Source organism: Achromobacter pulmonis, assembly GCF_002885955.2.
GTDB classification, from domain to species: Bacteria; Pseudomonadota; Gammaproteobacteria; order Burkholderiales; family Burkholderiaceae_B; genus Achromobacter; species Achromobacter pulmonis_A.
The window spans coordinates 655330-673590 of sequence record NZ_POQS01000004.1 but is presented as its reverse complement, the minus strand read 5'-3'; the positions used below and the strand labels follow the sequence as shown (position 1 = coordinate 673590).

Sequence of the window (18261 nt, the reverse complement as noted above, 5' to 3'; positions counted from 1 at the left end):
CGCGCGGTTTGCGCCGCGGGCATCGGGAACCGCGCCGTCAGCGGATCTCGCGGGCTTCGACGTCGATCACGTCGCCGCGCGGCTGCGTGGCGAACGGGGCGGCGGCCGACTGGAACGGGCCGGGGCGGGCGCCCTGGCGCTGGCTCCAGTAGGCGCGCACGCCGAACGGCTTGCCACGCACCTTGGCGACCACGTACAGGATCGCCACGGCGATCGCCGTGGAAAGCATGAAGACCAGCGCCATCGCCATGCCGATCAAGGCCAGGGCGGCGAACAGTACGGCACGAAAGAAGCGGATAAGTGTGTTGGTCATGAAGTTCGGACGGAAAACGCAGCGAAAGGTTCCCGGGTATCCGCTATCCTTTAGGGGATGGCGGCCCGCACAAGCCGTGCTGTCTACGGAACCACAGTGATATGAGTATAACGATAGAACACATCCGCGCCGCGCTGCGCGCCGCGCAAGACCCGAATACCGGTCTGGATCTGGGCGTTTCTGTAAAAGATCGTGACATTCAACTGGACGGCGGGCGGGTCGCCGTGGCGCTGGAACTGGGCTATCCCGCCGACGCCGCCACCCTCGAACAGGTGCGCGGCATTGCGCAAGCCGCGCTGGCCGGCGCCGGCGCGCCCGACGCCCAGGTCTCGGTGACCTGGAAGGTCGCGGCGCACGCGGTGCAGAAGACGCTCAAGCCCCTGCCCAACGTACGCAACATTATTGCGGTGGCCTCAGGCAAGGGCGGCGTGGGCAAGAGCACCACGGCGGTGAACCTGGCGCTGGCCCTGGCCGCCGAAGGCGCCAAGGTCGGGCTGCTGGACGCCGATATCTACGGCCCCAGCGTGCCGACCATGCTGGGCGTCTCGGGACGCCCCGAGAGCCGCGACAACAAGACCATGGAGCCGCTGGTCGGCCACGGCGTGCAGGCCAACTCCATCGGCTTCCTGATCGACGCCGATTCGCCCGCCATCTGGCGCGGCCCGATGGTGACGCAGGCGCTCGAACAACTGTTGCGCCAGACCAACTGGCGCGATCTGGACTACCTGATCGTGGACATGCCGCCGGGCACGGGCGACGTGGCCCTGACGCTGGCGCAGAAGGTGCCGGTGGTGGGCGCCGTCATCGTCACCACGCCGCAGGACGTGGCGCTGGCCGACGCGCGCAAGGGCCTGCGCATGTTCCAGAAGGTCGACGTGCCCATCCTGGGCGTGGTCGAGAACATGGCCATCCACATCTGCTCGCAGTGCGGGCACGCCGAGCACATCTTCGGCGCGGGCGGCGGCCAGCGCATGGCCGAGCAGTTCGAGACGCCGTGGCTGGGCAGCCTGCCGCTGACCCTGGCGATCCGCGAGCAGACCGACGCCGGCACGCCCACCGTGGTGTCCGACGCAGGCAGCGAAGCCGCGGGGCTGTACCGCGCCATCGCCAGGAAGCTGGCGGCCGGCGTGGCCGCGCTTCCCCGCGATATGGCCGGCAAGTTCCCGTCCATCGTCGTGCAGCAACCGACCTGAAGCATGCGGTGGGCAGCGCGCGCCTTCTTGGCAGGATGTTGTGTGATGGCGGGCGAGGCGCTGGCCAAGCGCCCGGAGATCATCGTGGACCCGGGCGGCGTGCCGCCGGCCGCGCTGCAGGCCATCACCGAGGCGGTCGACGCCATCGCGCGCCTGGCCGAAGACCAGGACGGCGGTGAAATCAACCGGCTGCGCCGGCGCGCGCGCGACGCGACGCTGGCGGCGCTGGCCACCCAGGGCTATTTCTCGCCCACGGTGACGCTGGAAGCGGGCACCGACATCGGCGGCGAAACCTGGGACATCGGCATCGTCTCGGGCAAGCGCACGACCGTCGGTTCCGTGGACCTGAAATTCACCGGCCGCATCACGCGTCCGGAGTACGCCGACCGCGTGCGCAAGCTGCGCGACGACTGGCAGCTGAAGGTCGGCCAGCCGTTCATCAACAGCGACTGGAACAAGGCCAAGGCCACGCTGCTGGATTCGGTGTCCACGCGCGATTTCCTGCTGGCGCGCATGACCGCTTCCGAGGCCGAGATCCAGGCCGACGAGGCCACGGCGGCGCTGCGGGTCACGATAGACAGCGGGCCGCAGGTGCGCATGGGCGAACTCACCGTCCTGGGCTTGAAGCGCGTGCCGGAAAAACTGATCGACCGCTACGTGCGTTACTCGGAAGGCTCGGCCTACGACCAGGACCGGCTCGACCAATGGCAGCAGGACCTGCAGTCCACCGCGTTTTTTCGCGGCGCCTTCGTGTCGTTGCAGCAGCCTGGCGACGAGAGCGCCCAGCCCACCGATCCCGTCTCGGACCGGGCCCGCGCGCCGGGGGCGGCCGACGCCGCGACCTCGGCGCCGGCGGGCGACCCGACCGTGTCCGGCGCCGTGCCGCCGCCGCCCGCCAAGTACGATTCCGACGGCGACGTGACCCTGCCGGTGCAGGTGCGCGTGGTCGAGGCGCCGCCCAAGCGGCTGTCGGTCTCGGTGGGCGTGGACGATACGGCCGGCGCCAGGCTGGAGAGCCTGTACCGCCAGAACGTGGTGTTCGGCCAGCCGGTCACCATGGAGACCGGCTTCGGCGTGGACCGCCTGCGCCAGCGCGCCTACCTGGACATCTTCATGCCGCCCACCGAGCGCGGCTACAAGGACTCCATCGGCCTGCTGGCCGACCACTCCGACATCGAGGGCCTGGACGTGACGCGCTACGCGCTGGGCGCGACGCGCACGCAGCTGCGCAAGGGCGCCGGCGACAGCCGGGTCGAATACGAAACCCGCTGGGGCATGCTGCTGGCGCACGACCGCGTCAAGATCGACGGCGGCGACGAATACACGCTGCCCACGCTGACCGGCACGGCCGAGTGGCTGCGCCGTGACGTGGACAACAAATACGATCCGCGCGAAGGCAACCTGATCGCGGTGGGCGGCGGCGTCGGCGTCACGCTCGACACCGGCGAGCCCTACACCCGTCTGCGGCTGCGGGCGCAGAAGTGGTGGCCGATAGGCAAGCGCGACGTGCTCACGGTGCGCGGCGAGGTCGGCCGCCTGTGGGCCAAGAGCGACGTGCAGGTGCCCGACGACTTCGGTTTCCGCACCGGCGGCGCGCGCTCGATCCGCGGCTACAAGTATCAGAGCATCGGCGTGAAGCGCGACGACGCGATCGTGGGCGCGCCCACGCTGCTGGTCGGCAGCATCGAGTACGACCACTACTTCAATGAGCGCTGGGGCATGGGCGTGTTCGTGGACGCGGGCGACGCCGCCGAATCCTTCGGCGACATGTCGCTGGCGCTGGGCTACGGGGTCGGCGCGCGCGTGCGCACGCCGGCCGGCCCCTTGTTCCTGGACGTCGCCTACGGCCAGCGCGAGCGCGACCTGCGCCTGCATTTTTCCCTGGGGATTGCGTTTTGAAGCGCTTGCGCAAGTTTCTGCGGCATGTGCTGGTGTGGTGGCTGCCGGGCCTGGCGATGCTGGCCGTGCTGGCCGGCGGCTTCGTATTCTGGCTGGCCGGCTCGCAGAACGGCACGCGGCTGCTGCTGACCACGGCCGCGCAGCAATTGAACGGCCAGGCGCTGGACGTGAACGGTTCGCTGCTGCGGGGCCTGACGGTGGGCCGGCTGGAGCTGGATTTCGACGGCACGCACATCGGCATCGATGGCCTGAGCCTGAACGTGCATTGGCGCGCGCTGGGCGACCGGCGGCTGCACGTGCGCGAGATCGCGGCCGAATCGGTGCAGGTGGCGCTGACCTCCACGCCCGAAACGCCCGCGGAGGCCGGCGACGACGCGCCGTTCACGCTGCCCGAACTGCCGGTGGACATCGCCGTCGACCGGGTGGCGCTGGGCGCCTTCGAACTGCGGCAGGACGGCGAGCCGCTGCCGGTGACGCTGGGCGGCCTGGAAGCCACGTTCGCCGCTGGGCGCACCGGCGGCGCGCAGCTGCGCATCGCGAGCCTGCAAGTCGGCCACGAGGTTGGCACGGCCGACCTGAGCGGCCAGGCCGATCTCCAGGCGCTGGCCGACCCCTGGCCGTTCACCGCGCGGCTGGACGTCACGGCGCACGGCGCCGGCCCCGATTCTCCGCTGTGCGAGCCGGAAAGGCTGCGCGACCGGTATCAACCCAAAAAGCCCCCCGTGTCCGCCAGGCAGGCCCGGGAACAGGCCGCGATCCGCGCCGCGACCCAGGCCCCGGGGGCGCCGCCGCCGGCGCTGGGCGAGGGCGCGCCGTCCTGTCAGGTCTTGCTGCGCGCGGATGCCGCCGGTTCGCTGGACGGCATCCAGGCCAAGCTCGACGGTTCGGGCTCCGGCCNACCCAGGCCCCGGGGGCGCCGCCGCCGGCGCTGGGCGAGGGCGCGCCGTCCTGTCAGGTCTTGCTGCGCGCGGATGCCGCCGGTTCGCTGGACGGCATCCAGGCCAAGCTCGACGGTTCGGGCTCCGGCCTGGTGCTGGACGTGGTCGCCGACCTGGCGCCGCGCACGGCCCTGGTGCTGCGCAGCGCCCGTGCCAACATGGCGCTGCCCGACAAGTCCGCGCTGGCCGCGCAGTTCGACCTGCAGCCGGGGCAGGGGCGCGACCGCCTGACCGGCTCGCTCAGCGCCCAGCGCCTGGACCTGACGCCGTGGCTGGGCGAGGCCATTCCCCCGGCGCTGCTGAGCCTGCGCGCCGACGTGCAGGCCGAGATCGAAAATCTGAGCCAGCTGCGCCACGCCGGCGTGGACCTGCGCTTCGAGGAAGGCAGCCGCTGGAACCGCCAGGCCCTGGCCGGCGCGCTCAAGGCCCAGGTGGACGTGACCGGCTCCGGCGCGCCCGCCGAGGCCTCCGGCGCCGCGGCCGATCCCCTGGCCGGCCTGCGCATCCACGGCCTGGACGTGGACCTGAAGCTGGGGCGCAACCGCGTGCGCGCCAGCGGCGAGCTGGGCGCGGCCGACAGCGCGCTGGCGCTGGACGTCCAGGCGCCGCAGCTCGATGCTTTCTGGCCGGACGTGCCCGGCGGCGCGGAGCTCAAAGGCAAGCTGAGCGGAACGGCGGCCGCGCACCGCGGCGATCTCACCGCCAGCTACACGCCCGCCAAGCCGCGCCCCAAGCAGCTGGGCGCGTCCAAGGCCCAGGCCAGCGTCACGTTCACGGGCGGCTGGGGGCTGGGGCGCCAGGGCGAGGCCGACGCCGCCCTGACCGGCTGGCGTGGCGAGATCTCGCGCCTGAGCGCCGATACCGCCGGCTTCACGGTGACGGTGGACCGGCCGGTCGCCGTCGCCTATCTGCCGGCGGCCGTCGCGCCGCAGTGGCAATGGCGGGTCGGCCAGACCGCGCTCAGCCTGACCCTGCCGGGCAAGGAACGCCTGACGCTGGCGCACAAGGGCTCGCGCGGCGGCGGCAAGCGCTGGGAGACGGCCGGGCAGGCCGACAATCTGGTCATCACCGCCGCCATGGCGCGCGAGGTGGCCGCCGCGCTCGATCCCGAGGCCGCGGCGCGGCTGGGCAAGCGCCCGGGGCGCGTAAACGCGATGATTCCCGAGGGCCAGCGCCGCATCGCGCTGGACGCGTTGTGGGACCTGAAGTTCGACGGCCGACTGGCCGGCGCCGCGCGGCTGTCGCGCCGCGAAGGCGACCTGCTGATCCCGGGCGATCCGCCCACGCCGCTGGGCCTGCGCACGCTGGTGCTGGACCTGAACGCCACGCCCATCTCGGCCAACGCCAGCCGGCTGGACGCCAAGCTCAACGTGGTCACGGAGAAGATGGGCGTGGTCAGCGGCACCGGCAGCGCGGTGCTGCTGGTCGACGCCAAGGGCGGCATGGCGCTGGACGCGCGCCAGCCGCTGCGCGCCAAGCTCGACGCCGACATCGCCGACCTGGGCTGGCTCGGCCTGTTCGTGGGCGACACGATGGAAGTCGGCGGCACGCTCAAGGCCAACCTGGAGGCGCAGGGCACGCTGGCCGGCAAATGGAGCGCCAGCGGCAATATCCGCGGCGACAAGCTGCGGGTGGTGCGGATCGACGACGGCGTGCGCCTGATCGACGGCACGCTGGCCGCGCGCGTGAACGGCGACACGCTGGTGCTCGACAGCCTGCGCTTTCCGGCTTCGCTGCGGGTCATGCCGGCGGAATGGCGGACCAAGGAATGGATCACCACCAACCCCGGCGCCAAGGATGGCTACGCCGAGGCCAAGGGGCAATGGAACTTCATCGACGGCGGCGGCAACGTGCGCCTGACCCTGTACCGGTTCCCGGCGCTGCAGCGCTCGGACCGCTACGCCATGGTGTCGGGCACCATCGACCTGAAGGCGGCCATGCCGCGCCTGGAGATCGTGGGCGACCTGAAGGCCGACGCCGGCTGGTTCAGCCTGGAGATCCTGCAGGGCGTGCCGTCGCTGGACGATGACGTCAAGGTGCGCCGCGCCGGCGACGACCCCAACACGGTGTCCACCCCGCTGCAGACCAGCATGGACCTCAAGTTCGACATGGGGCCGCGCTTCTACATCACCGGCATGGGGCTGGACGCCGGCCTGCTGGGCGCCATCCAGATCCGGCTCAACGAGGGCCGGCTGACCGGCTGGGGCCAGCTGCGCACGCGCGGCGGCGGCATCGAGGCCTATGGCCAGAAGCTGCGCCTGAGCCGCGGCACGCTCACGTTCCAGGGGCGGCTGGACAATCCGCTGCTGGATATCGAGGCCCTGCGCACCGGCGAGCAGGTCGAGGCCGGCGTGAAGGTGGTGGGCACCGCCCAGCGCCCGCGCATCGACCTGGTGTCCTATCCGGACGTCAGCGACGTCGAGAAGCTGTCCTGGCTGCTGCTGGGTCGCGGCCCCGACGAAAGCGGCGGCGACGCCGCGCTGCTGATGTCGGTGGGCACGGCGCTGCTGGGCGGCGGGCAGCCGTTCTACAAGCAGTTCGGGCTGGACGACGTCAGCATCCGCACCGGCAACATCGGCAGTTCGGGCAGCCTGCTGCCCGACCGCACCGTGGCCGGCGAAGTCAACCGCGACAGCGACAGCCAGCTGGCCACGCAATTCCTGGTGGCCAGCAAGTCCTTCGCCAACGGCATCACGCTCAGCGTCGAGCAGGCGCTGGCCGGCAGCGACACCGTCGGGCGGGCCAGCTACCGCCTGGCGCGCGGCCTGTCGCTGGACCTGAAAGGCGGCTCGGTCAACGGCATCGAACTGGTGTACCGGACCTTCTTCGGCAACTGAGGGGGACGGCGCCGTTCCCCCGCCTCGGGCGGGGGCCGTCCGCTCGGGATAAAATGACGGCCATTCCATCCCCTAGCACCATTGCCACCATGAGCATCAAAAGCGACCGCTGGATCCGCCGCCAGGCCGAAGCCGGCATGATCGAACCCTTCGAGCCGGGGCAGGTCCGCACGGCCAATGGCGGGCGCATCGTCAGCTACGGCACCAGCAGCTACGGCTACGACGTGCGTTGCGCCGACGAGTTCAAGATCTTCACCAACATCAATTCCACCATCGTCGATCCCAAGAATTTCGACGAAGGCTCGTTCGTGGATTTCAAGGGCGATGTCTGCATCATCCCGCCCAATTCGTTCGCGCTGGCGCGCACCGTCGAGTACTTCCGCATCCCGCGCAGCGTCCTGACGGTCTGCCTGGGCAAGAGCACCTATGCGCGCTGCGGCATCATCGTCAACGTCACGCCGCTGGAACCCGAATGGGAAGGCCACGTGACGCTGGAGTTCTCCAACACCACGCCGCTGCCGGCCAAGATCTACGCCGGCGAAGGCTGCGCGCAGATGCTGTTCCTGGAAAGCGACGAGATCTGCGAAACCTCGTACCGCGACCGCGGCGGCAAGTACCAGGGCCAGCGCGGCGTGACGCTGCCGCGCACCTGAGGCCTCAGCCGGCCGGCGCGGGCGCCGGCCGCAGGTAATCGATATCCCATTCGCCTTCGCCGGTCTGGACGAATCCATGCCGGCGGTAGAAGCGGTTCGAGTCGCTGCCGCGCAGCGCGCCCACGCGCACCGGCAGCCCGAGGCGGTCGGCCTCGTCCAGTATCCGCCGTAGCACCTGGCCGCCCAGGCCCTGGCCCGAGGCGTCGGGCCGCAGGTACAGATGGTCCAGGCGCAGGCCGTCGCCGTCCGGGCGCAGCGCATAAAACCCCACCCGTTGCCCGTCCAGCTCGATGGACCAGGTATGTTCCGGCCGGAACGTGGCGCGCAGGCGCGAGCGCGCGCGCTGCGGGTCGAAGCGCCCCAGGCGCTCCAGGCTGGGCCGCATGGCCTCGATGCGCAGCGCCAGCAGGGCTTCGAAATCGGCTTCGCCGACCGGCTCGTAGCGCAGCGCCGGCCGCGCCAGCGCGTCATAGCCCTGTCCCAGGAACTGCAGGATGCAGATGCCGTGCCCGTACGGATCGCTCAGGTGCGCGATGCGGCCCCAGTCATGCGACACCGCGGGGTCTTCCAGCCGCGCGCCGGCCGCGACGGCGCGCTCGACCGCGAGATCGGCGTCGTCCACCACCACGTCCAGATGCACCGGCGTCCAGTGCCGCGCATAGTCGCGCGGCTGGCGCGTGGCGCCCGCGGCGGGCGTGCCGGCGGCTTTTTCGAGCAGGTAGATGGGCGCTTCGGCGCCGCGCATTTCGGCCACCTTGGAGCCCAGCCTGCGTTGCAGCCGCAGCCCGAAGGCGCGGCGGTAGAAATCGATGGCGGGTTCCAGCTCGGGCACGTCGATATTGACGAGGATACGCATGGGAGTCGCTTCTGTGGTTGTCGGGGGCGCTCAGCGGGCCGGCAGCGCCAGCGTCATCAGGGTTTCGTCGTAGTAGCGGCCGTCCACGCACAGGGCCTCGCGCTCGCGCCCGTATTCGACGAAGCCCAGGCCGAGATACAACGCGGCCGCGGCGGCGTTGTTGGAGGTCACGCTCAATTGCACGTGGCGGATGCCGCGCATGGTCGCGGCGTGCGCGATGGCGGCCTGCATCAGCAGTCGCGCCAGGCCGCGGCCGCGCCGCTCGGGCGCGACGTAGACGCTCCAGATGTGCGCTTTGTGGCGCATCTTCAGCTTGCCCTGCCGCGACACCCCCACGATGCCCGCCAGCGCCGGTCCGTCGAACGCGCCGAACATCGCGCCGTCGTTGGCCGGCGCGATCCAGGCGCGTATGTCTTCCAGTGTCAGGGTGTGTTCCTCTTCGTAACTCGATCCGAACGATTCGGGCGTTTCGACCAGCGCGTCCAGGCGCAATTGGCGCAGGGCCGCGGCATCGGCGGGAACCAGGCGACGGACCAGGGGAGAGGACATGGAGAGTGTTGGGAATAGGTAACGTTTTGAGGGCGTTTGGGGCAGTATAGAGGGTCGGGTTGCCTATAATGGGTTCAATGCCGCTTGCGGTTTTCACAAAGGAGCCATCGATGTTCGGTTTCCTCAAGATAAACCAGGACGCCAAGCGCAACGAAGTCCAGGAAGAATTCGTAGCGCGCGTGGCGGATGCCGCGCAGGACTTTGTCCAAGCCGCCGGCCAGACCGGCGCAGTGCTGGACTACTCACCATCCAGCGTGCACGCGCTCGATGAAGCGCTGGAGGCCGCCCACCTGGGCAACCTGCCTCTTACCCCCATGCAGACCGTCGGCGCCGCCGCCTACCTCTACGAGGTCGGACGCCGCGCGCACGGCGGCCTGTACGAAGTGTGCGACGACGAGGACCCGGTGGTGCTGGTCTGCGGCGAACCCGGAACCGAAGTCTGCTTCGGCGCGATCGCCAAGGTCGAACGCCGCATCCGCTACGGCGCCGCCGAAGCGATTCCGCCTTATTTCGAGCAATTCATGGCGGCGCTGCAGGCGGGCGAGGCCCGCACCATCCGGTAGCGGCCCGCGGGCGGCGCATTGACAGCGCCGCCGGTTTTCCAGACACTGGATCGGCCCACGCCTGGCCTCAGCTCCTACCAGGTCGCCTGCATCGCTGCCCGAACGCGATGCGCCACCAGGAGACTGACATGCCCCCACCGCCCGCCCGCATCCTCGTCACCGGCGCCGCCGGCCATCTCGGCCGCAAGGCCCTGGCCATCCTGGCGCGCCAGCCCTGGTGCGCGCAGCTGACCGGCATCGACGTGCAGGTCGACGCCGGCGCGTTCGATCCGGCGCTGCGCGAGCGCCTGACGCTGGTCGCGGCCGACCTGGAGCGTCCCGACCCGGCCTGGACCCGCCATTTCGCCGACGTGGACGCCGTGGTGCACCTGGCGGCCCGCCACTCCACGCCCGACGCCAGCTGGGAAGAGGCGCTGGCGTCCTACGGCATGACCCTGAACGTGCTGACGGCCGCCGCCACGCACGGCGCGCGGCGGCTGTTTTTCTCCTCGTCCAACCACGTCATGGGCGGCTACAAGGACGAGCCGCTGGCCGCCTCGATGGGGCCGGGCAGGCTCACCGTGCGCTGCGAACCGGCGCCGGGCACGCGCTGGTTCGACGGCGAACGCGAAGTGCATGCGCTGGCCTACGCCACCTCGAAGGAGATGGGCGAGCGCCTGTGCCGCGCGTGCTCGGCCATGACCGGCGGCCGCCTGTCCACCGTGGCCGCGCGCATCGGCTGGATCCTGCCGGGCGACAACGATCCGCGCGACATGACGTATTCCGGCGTGGCCCACCGGCGCGCGCCCGACCCGCAGGCGCTGGACGAGCCCGCCCGCCGCGCCCTGGCGTGGTTCCACGACATGTGGCTGTCCAACGGCGATTTCGAACGCCTGCTGGTCGCCGCCCTGACCGCGGACGCCTCGGGCTGGCCCGACGGCAGCGTCATCGTCAACGGGGTGTCGGCCAACCAGGGCAGCGCCTGGGACGTGGAGGACGGGCGCGCGACCATCGGCTACGCGCCGCGCGACGACGTGCGGCGGCGCCTGCGGGGCTGAGCAGGGGCGTTCGGGCCGGCGCGGCCGGGGCGGGTTTTAGCGTGATCACAACGGCGTTCGGGGCATTTCGGGATTTCCCTTAGGCCTGCAGGAAAAACCGCCCTACAATTCGCCCATTCCCGCCGCCCCGGCGGGTGCTCGCGCCGTCTGTCATCAGGCGGATTTTTACCAGCTGTACATTCGTGTCGCCGTACGCGACCGATTCCGCCTTGCCCCCAGGAGCGCCCGCATGAAATTCCGCTTCCCCATCTTCATCATCGACGAGGACTACCGTTCCGAGAACGCGTCCGGCCTGGGCATCCGCGCCCTTTCCGCCGCGATCGAGGCCGAGGGCGTCGAGGTGATCGGGGTGACCAGTTATGGCGATCTGAGTTCCTTTGCCCAGCAGCAGAGCCGCGCCAGCGCCTTCATCCTGTCGATCGACGACGAGGAATTCGACGAGGACTCGCCCGAGGACGTGGCCAGCGCGATCAAGAACCTGCGCGCCTTCATCGGCGAGCTGCGCTTCCGCAACGCCGACATCCCCATCTACCTGTACGGCGAGACCCGCACCTCGGAGCACATTCCGAACGACATCCTGCGCGAGCTGCACGGCTTCATCCACATGTTCGAGGACACCCCCGAATTCGTGGCGCGCCACATCATCCGCGAAGCGCGCAGCTACGTCGACGGCCTGCCGCCGCCGTTCTTCCGCGAACTGGTCAAGTACGCGCAGGACGGCTCGTACTCGTGGCACTGCCCCGGCCACTCCGGCGGCGTGGCCTTCCTGAAAAGCCCGGTCGGCCAGATGTTCCACCAGTTCTTCGGCGAGAACATGCTGCGCGCCGACGTCTGCAACGCGGTCGACGAACTGGGCCAGCTGCTGGACCACACCGGTCCCGTGGCCGAATCCGAACTGAACGCGGCGCGCATCTTCCACGCCGACCACTGCTTCTTCGTGACCAACGGCACCTCCACCTCCAACAAGGTGGTGTGGCACGCCAACGTCGCCGCCGGCGACGTGGTGGTGGTGGACCGCAACTGCCACAAGTCCATCCTGCACGCCATCACGATGACGGGCGCGATCCCGGTGTTCCTGCGTCCCACGCGCAACCACCTGGGCATCATCGGCCCGATCCCGCTGGAAGAATTCCACCCGGACAACATCCGCAAGAAGATCGAGGCCAACCCCTTCGCGCGCGAGGCGGTGAACAAGAACCCGCGCATCCTGACGCTGACGCAGAGCACCTACGACGGCGTCATCTACAACGTCGAAATGATCAAGAAGCAGCTCGGCAGCTACGTCGACACGCTGCACTTCGACGAGGCCTGGCTGCCGCACGCGTCCTTCCACGAGTTCTACCAGGACATGCACGCCATCGGCCAGGACCGCCCGCGCAGCCAGGACGCGATGGTGTTCGCCACGCACTCCACGCACAAGCTGCTGGCCGGCATCTCGCAGGCCTCGCAGATCATCGTGCAGGAATCCGAGACCCGCAAGCTGGACCGCAACGTCTTCAACGAAGCCTACCTGATGCACACGTCCACCTCGCCGCAGTACGCGATCATCGCGTCCTGCGACGTGGCCGCGGCCATGATGGAGCCGCCGGGCGGCACTGCGCTGGTCGAGGAAAGCATCCGCGAGGCCATGGACTTCCGCCGCGCCATGCGCAAGGTGGAATCCGAGTTCGGCAAGAACGACTGGTGGTTCAAGGTCTGGGGCCCGAACCGCCTGGTGTCCGAAGGCATCGGCAACCGCGACGAATGGATCCTGGAGTCCAACGACCACTGGCACGGCTTCGGCGACCTGGCCGAAGGCTTCAACATGCTGGACCCGATCAAGGCCACGGTCATCACCCCGGGCCTGGACATGTCCGGCAGCTTCGGCGAAACCGGCATCCCGGCCGCCCTGGTCTCCAAGTACCTGACCGAGCACGGCGTGGTGGTCGAGAAGACCGGCCTGTATTCGTTCTTCATCCTGTTCACCATCGGCATCACCAAGGGCCGCTGGAACACGCTGCTGACCGCCCTGCAGCAGTTCAAGGACGACTACGACCGCAACCAGCCGCTGTGGCGCATCCTGCCGGAATTCTGCCGCGACCATCGCCGCTACGAGCGCATGGGCCTGCGCGACCTGTGCCAGCAGATCCACGAGGCCTACCGCGAGCGCGACGTGGCCCGCCTGACCACCGAGATGTACCTGAGCGACATGGTTCCGGCGCTCAAGCCCTCGGACGCGTTCGCCCGCATGGCGCACCGCGAAGTCGAGCGCGTCGAGATCGACAAGCTGGAAGGCCGCGTCACCGGCGTGCTGCTGACGCCGTACCCGCCGGGCATCCCGCTGCTGATCCCGGGCGAGCGCTTCAACCGCACCATCGTCCAGTACCTGCAGTTCGCGCGCGAGTTCAACGAACGCTTCCCCGGCTTCGAGACCTACATCCACGGCCTGGCCGACGAAGTGGGCGAGGACGGCGAGAAGCGCTACTACGTCGACTGCCTGAAGGAAGAGTGACGGGTCGCGCGTGTCGATGTTCGATGTAGCCGTGATCGGCGCCGGCGCCGCCGGCATGATGTGCGCAGCGGTGGCCGGCCAGCGCGGCCTGCGCGTGGTGCTGGTCGACCACGCGCAGCGCCTGGCCGAAAAAATCCGCATCTCCGGCGGCGGACGCTGCAACTTCACCAACATCGGCGCCGGGCCGGCCAACTTCCTGTCCGAGAACCCGCATTTCTGCCGCTCGGCCCTGGCGGGCTACACGCCGCAGGACTTCCTGGCGCTGCTCAAGCGCCACCGTATCGCCTGGCACGAGAAGCACCGCGGCCAGCTGTTCTGCGACGATTCCAGCGAATCCATCATCGACATGCTGCGCGCCGAATGCGACGCCGGCGCGGTGCAGTGGCGCATGAACTGTCCGGTGGCCGAGATCGGCCACGGCGAACAGGGCTACACGCTGCACACCGGCCAGGGAACGATCCGCGCGGCCAAGCTGGTGGTGGCCACCGGCGGCATGGCGATCCCGCAGCTGGGCGCCACCGACTTCGGCCTGAAGATCGCGCGCCAGTTCGGCCTGAAAGTGGTCGAGCCGCGGCCCGCCCTGGTGCCGCTGACCTTCGATGCCGCGCAATGGCAGCCGCTGTCGGAGCTGTCCGGCGTGGCGCTGGAAGTCGGCCTGCACACGGGGCAGGGCAAGGCGCGCGGCGAATTCCTGGAAGACCTGCTGTTCACCCATCGCGGCCTGTCGGGGCCGGCCATCCTGCAGATATCCAGTTTCTGGAAGCCGGGCGAACCCATCGTGGTGGACCTGGCGCCGGGCCGCGACCTGGCCGCGGAGCTGCTGGCCTCGAAGTCCGGCAACCGCCAGCAGCTGCACACCGTGCTGGGCGGGCTGTGGCCCAAGCGCCTGGCCGACCGCTGGCTGCACCTGGCCGAGCAGGCCGGCAAGCCCGGGCTGGCGGCGCTGCGCCTGGCCGACGCGCCCGACAAGACCCTGCGCGCGCTGGCCCAGGACATCCACCAATGGACGCTGGTGCCCAGCGGCACGGCCGGCTACAAGAAGGCCGAAGTCATGCGCGGCGGCGTGGACACGCGCGGCCTGGACCAGAAATCCATGCAGGCCAAGGCCGTGCCCGGCCTTTATTTCATCGGCGAAACCGTGGATGTCACGGGCTGGCTGGGCGGCTACAACTTCCAGTGGGCCTGGGCCTCGGGCGTGGCCTGCGGGCGCGCGCTGTAGGACGGCGGCGCCGATAGCGCGCGGCTATGGCCGGGATGGAAATATCGGCGTTGCGGCATTAAATAAAAATAAATATCATTTGTATTTCAAGGATTGAGTTCGCCCGTCCTATTTTGGGCGCGCCACCCACGGAGATACACATGGCCTACACACTGCCCCCCTTGCCGTACGCCTACGACGCGCTGGAGCCGCACATCGACGCGATGACGATGGAGATCCACTACAGCAAGCATCACCAGACCTACGTCAACAGCCTGAACGCCGCGCTGGAAGGGGCGGGCATCGCCGCCGACGAGCCGGTCGAAGCGCTGGTGGCGCGCCTGGAGCAGCTGCCCGAGGCCGTGCGCGGCGCGGTGCGCAACCACGGCGGCGGCCACGCCAACCACAGCCTGTTCTGGGCCGTGATGTCGCCGGCCGGCGGCGGCGCGCCCGACGGCGCGCTGGCCGCCGCCATCACGTCCGAGCTGGGCGGCATGGACGCGTTTCGCGAGGCGTTCACCAAGGCCGCGCTGACCCGTTTCGGCAGCGGCTGGGCCTGGCTCTCGGTCACGCCCGAGGGCCGGCTGACGGTCGAGAGCAGCGCCAACCAGGACAGCCCGCTGATGCACGGCAATACGCCCATCCTGGGGCTGGACGTCTGGGAGCATGCCTATTACCTGAAGTACCAGAACCGCAGGCCGGAATACATCGCGGCCTTCTACAATGTCGTCAACTGGCCTGAAGTGGCGCGCCGCTACGCCGCGGCGCAGCGCTGAACGCGACTCTCTGAAGGAGGGCAGCGCCGTATGAATACCTTCAGCCGCCATCGTGTGCGGCCCGCCGCCACCAGCATCAGCGTCTGGACGCTGGCCGTGCTGGTTTCCTGCCTGGCCCTGCACCAGTTGTGGGCGTACCTGGACGTGCGCGCGCCGCACGTGGCCGATGCCTTGCTGGGCGGGCTGGTGGCGGCCGCCGCGACGGCGCTGGGCACCGTGCCCATCCTGTTCGCCCGCAGCATCCCGCAGAAACTGCAGGACAGCATGTTCGGCTTCGGCGCCGGCGTGATGCTGGCGGCCAGCGCCTTCTCGCTGGTGGCGCCCGGCATCGCCGCGGCGCGCGGGCTGGGCTACGGCCCCTGGGGGGCGGGGCTTACGGTGGCGGGCGCCGTGCTGCTGGGGGCCGCGGTGCTGCTGCTCATGGACCGCACGCTGCCGCACGAGCATTTCATCAAGGGACGCGAAGGCATCGAGGCGCACCGGCTGCGCCGCACCTGGCTGTTCGTGTTCGCCATTACGCTGCACAACCTGCCCGAAGGCCTGGCCATCGGCGTGGGCTACGCCGGCAACGATCCCTTGCGCGGCACCGCGCTGGCCACCGGCATCGCGATCCAGGACATCCCCGAGGGGCTGGTGGTGGCCGTGGCGCTGCTGGCCGCGGGCTATCCGCGGGCCTTCGCGGCGGCGCTGGGCATGCTGTCGGGCATGGTCGAGCCCCTGGGCGCGGTGCTGGGCGCGGCCGTGGTCGGCTGGTCGGCGCCGATGCTGCCCTGGGGCCTGGGCTTCGCCGCCGGCGCCATGCTGTTCGTCATCAGCCACGAGATCATCCCCGAGTCGCACCGCAAGGGGCACGAGGTCTACGCCACCTGCGGGCTGATGCTGGGCTTCGTGCTGATGATGCTGCTGGATACCGCGTTGGGCTAGCACGGGCCGCGGTTCCCATTCCCTGCCGATGGCTTTCGTTGTATGCTTTCGCCGCTGTCACGCATGTTGCGGGAGAGAGCGGCCTGTCCATCCGGCCGCCGCCGAAGGCGCAATTCGCCCGGAATCGCTCAGGTAACCCATACCGCCCATGCTTGCCCCGTCCCGGTTTATCACCGCGTGGACACGGCAAAACAGTACTCTGGAGAGACCTGGCGCCGCCCCTGAAACAAGGGACATGTCGAGCAGCCCAGGCGCCGAAGGTGCAAACCCGCCTAGCGGGGCAACTCTCAGGCAAAAGGACAGAGGGGCGGAAGATTCAGCCGTAGTGCAGGGCGCAGCCCGCCTGGCACCACCGGCATTCCGTAACCCTGGCAACCAAGCCGCCCCGGAGTTTCCGCGCATGTCCGCAACCCTCAAACGCACCCCGCTAGCCGAAGAACACGTCGCCGCCGGCGCCCGAATGGTCGATTTCGGCGGCTGGGACATGCCGCTGGCCTACGGCTCGCAACTGGAAGAGCACCACGCCGTGCGCCAGGACGCGGGCATGTTCGACGTCTCGCACATGCTGAACGTGGACATCGCCGGCCCGGACGCGTTCGCCTTCCTGCAGCGCCTGGTCGCCAACGACGTGGCCAAGCTGACCGTGCCCGGCAAGGCGCTGTACAGCTGCATGCTGAACCCGCAGGGCGGCGTGATCGACGATCTCATCATCTATTTCTTCGCCGCCGACGAATGGCGCGTGGTGGTCAACGCCGGCACCGCCGACAAGGACATCGCCTGGATGCAGCGCGTCAGGCAGGCCGGCGGTTTCGACGTGGCCATCACGGCCCGCCGCGACCTCGCCATGGTGGCCGTGCAGGGCCCCAACGCCCGCGCCAAGGTGTGGGCCGCGCGCCCGGCCTGGCAGGCCGCCACCGAGCCGCTGACCCCGTTCGTGGCCGCCGTGGTCGGCGACGACACGCTGGTGGCCCGCACCGGCTACACCGGCGAGGACGGCTTCGAAATCGTGCTGCCCGCCACCGAAGTGGTGCAGCTGTGGCGCGACCTGGCCGCCCAGGGCGTGCGTCCCTGCGGCCTGGGCGCGCGCGATACGCTGCGCCTGGAAGCCGGCATGAACCTCTACGGCCAGGACATGGACGAACTGATCCAGCCGAACCAGGCCGGCCTGACCTGGACGGTGTCGCTGAAGGACGCCGAGCGCCGCTTCATCGGCCGCGAGGCGCTGGAACAGTTCGCCACCCCGGCCGCCTTCCTCGGCCTGAAGCTGCAGGAACGCGGCGTCATGCGCGCGCACATGGCCGTGCGCACCAAGGACGGCATGGGCGAGCTGACCAGCGGCACCATGTCGCCCACGCTGGGCGTGTCCATCGGTTTCGCCCGCCTGCCGCAGAGCGTCAAGCCCGGCGACACGGTCGAGGTCGACATCCGCGGCAAATGGGTGCCCGCCCTGGCCTGCAAATTGCCCTTCGTACGTAACGGCAAGGCCGTCGAACACTCGTAAACTCGAAGCTTCGCGCGGGACGCCATGGCCGCCCGCGCGAGGCGCGCAACACCATTCATCTACCCGTATTCCCAGGAGCTCCCATGAGTCTGCCCACCGATCGCAAGTACACCGAGTCCCATGAATGGGTCAAAGCCGAGGGCGACGTGTTCGTCGTCGGCATCACCGATACCGCCCAGGACCAGCTGGGCGACCTGGTTTTCGTCGGCGACGTGAAGGTCGGCGCCCAGCTGAAGGCCGGCGAGACCGCCGGCGTGGTCGAGTCGGTCAAGGCCGCCTCCGACATCTACGCGCCCGTGGCCGGCGAAATCGTCGCGTTCAACGAAGAACTCGAAAACAACCCCAACCTGATCAACGAATCCGCCTTCACCGCCTGGATCTTCAAGATCAAGCCGGTCAACGCCGCCGACGCCGACAAGCTGCTGGACGCCGCCGGCTACGAAGCCGTCGCCAACGGCTAAGCCGGTTCTTGCGCGGGCGGTCCGTCCGCCCGCGCAAGCCGCCATCGCGTCCGTCCCCGCCATCCCGAGATC

14 protein-coding genes, 1 pseudogene and 2 riboswitches are annotated in these 18261 nt (G+C 69.6%); of the genes and pseudogenes, 12 read left to right on the top strand and 3 right to left on the bottom strand.

Annotation, left to right across the window (positions count from 1 at the left end; all coding sequences use genetic code 11):
- Positions 1–37: 37 nt before the first annotated feature.
- A complete protein-coding gene (locus C1I89_RS18270; protein ID WP_102774044.1) occupies positions 38–313 on the bottom strand; it encodes a hypothetical protein in 276 nt (91 codons plus the stop codon).
- Between the two features lie 101 nt (positions 314–414).
- Between C1I89_RS18270 and apbC the strand changes: the two genes are divergently transcribed.
- The 4 genes and pseudogenes from apbC (at position 415) to dcd (ending at position 7833) form a co-directional block, all read left to right on the top strand.
- Positions 415–1506, top strand: coding sequence for an iron-sulfur cluster carrier protein ApbC (gene apbC / locus C1I89_RS18265; RefSeq protein WP_102774043.1), 1092 nt, complete (start codon positions 415–417; stop codon positions 1504–1506).
- 3 nt (positions 1507–1509) lie between these two features.
- Positions 1510–3405 (top strand): autotransporter assembly complex protein TamA, encoded by a 1896-nt coding sequence (locus C1I89_RS18260; protein WP_102774042.1) that lies wholly within the window; start codon positions 1510–1512, stop codon positions 3403–3405.
- Positions 3402–7180 (top strand): annotated as a pseudogene (locus C1I89_RS18255) (translocation/assembly module TamB domain-containing protein). The gene C1I89_RS18260 and the pseudogene C1I89_RS18255 overlap by 4 nt, the downstream one beginning before the upstream one ends.
- An 89-nt stretch (positions 7181–7269) precedes the next feature.
- Positions 7270–7833, top strand: a complete 564-nt coding sequence (gene dcd / locus C1I89_RS18250) for a dCTP deaminase (RefSeq protein ID WP_043546327.1) — start codon at positions 7270–7272, stop codon at positions 7831–7833.
- 4 nt (positions 7834–7837) lie between these two features.
- Here dcd and C1I89_RS18245 read toward each other — a convergent pair whose 3' ends face one another.
- Entirely contained in the window at positions 7838–8689 is an 852-nt protein-coding gene (locus C1I89_RS18245) for a GNAT family N-acetyltransferase (RefSeq protein WP_102774041.1), read from the bottom strand.
- A gap of 30 nt (positions 8690–8719) precedes the next feature.
- Positions 8720–9238, bottom strand: coding sequence for a GNAT family N-acetyltransferase (locus C1I89_RS18240; protein ID WP_102774040.1), 519 nt, complete (start codon positions 9236–9238; stop codon positions 8720–8722).
- A gap of 110 nt (positions 9239–9348) precedes the next feature.
- Here C1I89_RS18240 and C1I89_RS18235 point away from each other — a divergent pair, with 110 nt between their 5' ends.
- From C1I89_RS18235 to gcvH, 8 genes are all read left to right on the top strand, one after another.
- Positions 9349–9801 carry a hypothetical protein gene (locus C1I89_RS18235; RefSeq protein ID WP_102774039.1) on the top strand — a complete coding sequence of 151 codons (453 nt, stop codon included), beginning with the start codon at positions 9349–9351 and terminating at the stop codon, positions 9799–9801.
- 128 nt (positions 9802–9929) lie between these two features.
- Entirely contained in the window at positions 9930–10838 is a 909-nt protein-coding gene (locus tag C1I89_RS18230; RefSeq protein ID WP_102774038.1) for an NAD-dependent epimerase/dehydratase family protein, read from the top strand.
- A gap of 229 nt (positions 10839–11067) precedes the next feature.
- The gene (locus tag C1I89_RS18225; protein WP_102774037.1) at positions 11068–13329 is read left to right on the top strand and encodes an arginine/lysine/ornithine decarboxylase; all 2262 of its coding nucleotides are present in this window, start codon (positions 11068–11070) and stop codon (positions 13327–13329) included.
- Between the two features lie 16 nt (positions 13330–13345).
- Positions 13346–14548, top strand: a complete 1203-nt coding sequence (locus C1I89_RS18220) for an NAD(P)/FAD-dependent oxidoreductase (protein WP_102774036.1) — start codon at positions 13346–13348, stop codon at positions 14546–14548.
- Between the two features lie 140 nt (positions 14549–14688).
- Positions 14689–15303 (top strand): superoxide dismutase, encoded by a 615-nt coding sequence (locus C1I89_RS18215; RefSeq protein WP_102774035.1) that lies wholly within the window; start codon positions 14689–14691, stop codon positions 15301–15303.
- Positions 15304–15333: 30 nt separating this feature from the next.
- On the top strand, positions 15334–16227 hold the full coding sequence (locus C1I89_RS18210; protein WP_102774034.1) for a ZIP family metal transporter: 894 nt from the start codon (positions 15334–15336) through the stop codon (positions 16225–16227).
- A gap of 59 nt (positions 16228–16286) precedes the next feature.
- Positions 16287–16382, top strand: a riboswitch (glycine riboswitch).
- Between the two features lie 34 nt (positions 16383–16416).
- Positions 16417–16540, top strand: a riboswitch (glycine riboswitch).
- An 87-nt stretch (positions 16541–16627) separates the two neighbouring features.
- Positions 16628–17728: a glycine cleavage system aminomethyltransferase GcvT gene (gcvT, locus tag C1I89_RS18205; protein WP_102774033.1), complete on the top strand. Its 1101-nt coding sequence runs from the start codon at positions 16628–16630 to the stop codon at positions 17726–17728.
- 83 nt (positions 17729–17811) lie between these two features.
- A complete protein-coding gene (gene gcvH / locus C1I89_RS18200; protein ID WP_102774032.1) occupies positions 17812–18189 on the top strand; it encodes a glycine cleavage system protein GcvH in 378 nt (125 codons plus the stop codon).
- Positions 18190–18261: the final 72 nt, after the last annotated feature.

Bases quoted from the DNA above. Each gene is read 5' to 3' on its own strand.
- C1I89_RS18270 (WP_102774044.1), bottom strand. From the start codon at position 313: ATGACCAACACACTTATCCGCTTCTTTCGTGCCGTACTGTTCGCCGCC.
- apbC (WP_102774043.1), top strand. From the start codon at position 415: ATGAGTATAACGATAGAACACATCCGCGCCGCGCTGCGCGCCGCGCAA.
- C1I89_RS18260 (WP_102774042.1), top strand. From the start codon at position 1,510: ATGCGGTGGGCAGCGCGCGCCTTCTTGGCAGGATGTTGTGTGATGGCG.
- dcd (WP_043546327.1), top strand. From the start codon at position 7,270: ATGAGCATCAAAAGCGACCGCTGGATCCGCCGCCAGGCCGAAGCCGGC.
- C1I89_RS18245 (WP_102774041.1), bottom strand. From the start codon at position 8,689: ATGCGTATCCTCGTCAATATCGACGTGCCCGAGCTGGAACCCGCCATC.
- C1I89_RS18240 (WP_102774040.1), bottom strand. From the start codon at position 9,238: ATGTCCTCTCCCCTGGTCCGTCGCCTGGTTCCCGCCGATGCCGCGGCC.
- C1I89_RS18235 (WP_102774039.1), top strand. From the start codon at position 9,349: ATGTTCGGTTTCCTCAAGATAAACCAGGACGCCAAGCGCAACGAAGTC.
- C1I89_RS18230 (WP_102774038.1), top strand. From the start codon at position 9,930: ATGCCCCCACCGCCCGCCCGCATCCTCGTCACCGGCGCCGCCGGCCAT.
- C1I89_RS18225 (WP_102774037.1), top strand. From the start codon at position 11,068: ATGAAATTCCGCTTCCCCATCTTCATCATCGACGAGGACTACCGTTCC.
- C1I89_RS18220 (WP_102774036.1), top strand. From the start codon at position 13,346: ATGTTCGATGTAGCCGTGATCGGCGCCGGCGCCGCCGGCATGATGTGC.
- C1I89_RS18215 (WP_102774035.1), top strand. From the start codon at position 14,689: ATGGCCTACACACTGCCCCCCTTGCCGTACGCCTACGACGCGCTGGAG.
- C1I89_RS18210 (WP_102774034.1), top strand. From the start codon at position 15,334: ATGAATACCTTCAGCCGCCATCGTGTGCGGCCCGCCGCCACCAGCATC.
- gcvT (WP_102774033.1), top strand. From the start codon at position 16,628: ATGTCCGCAACCCTCAAACGCACCCCGCTAGCCGAAGAACACGTCGCC.
- gcvH (WP_102774032.1), top strand. From the start codon at position 17,812: ATGAGTCTGCCCACCGATCGCAAGTACACCGAGTCCCATGAATGGGTC.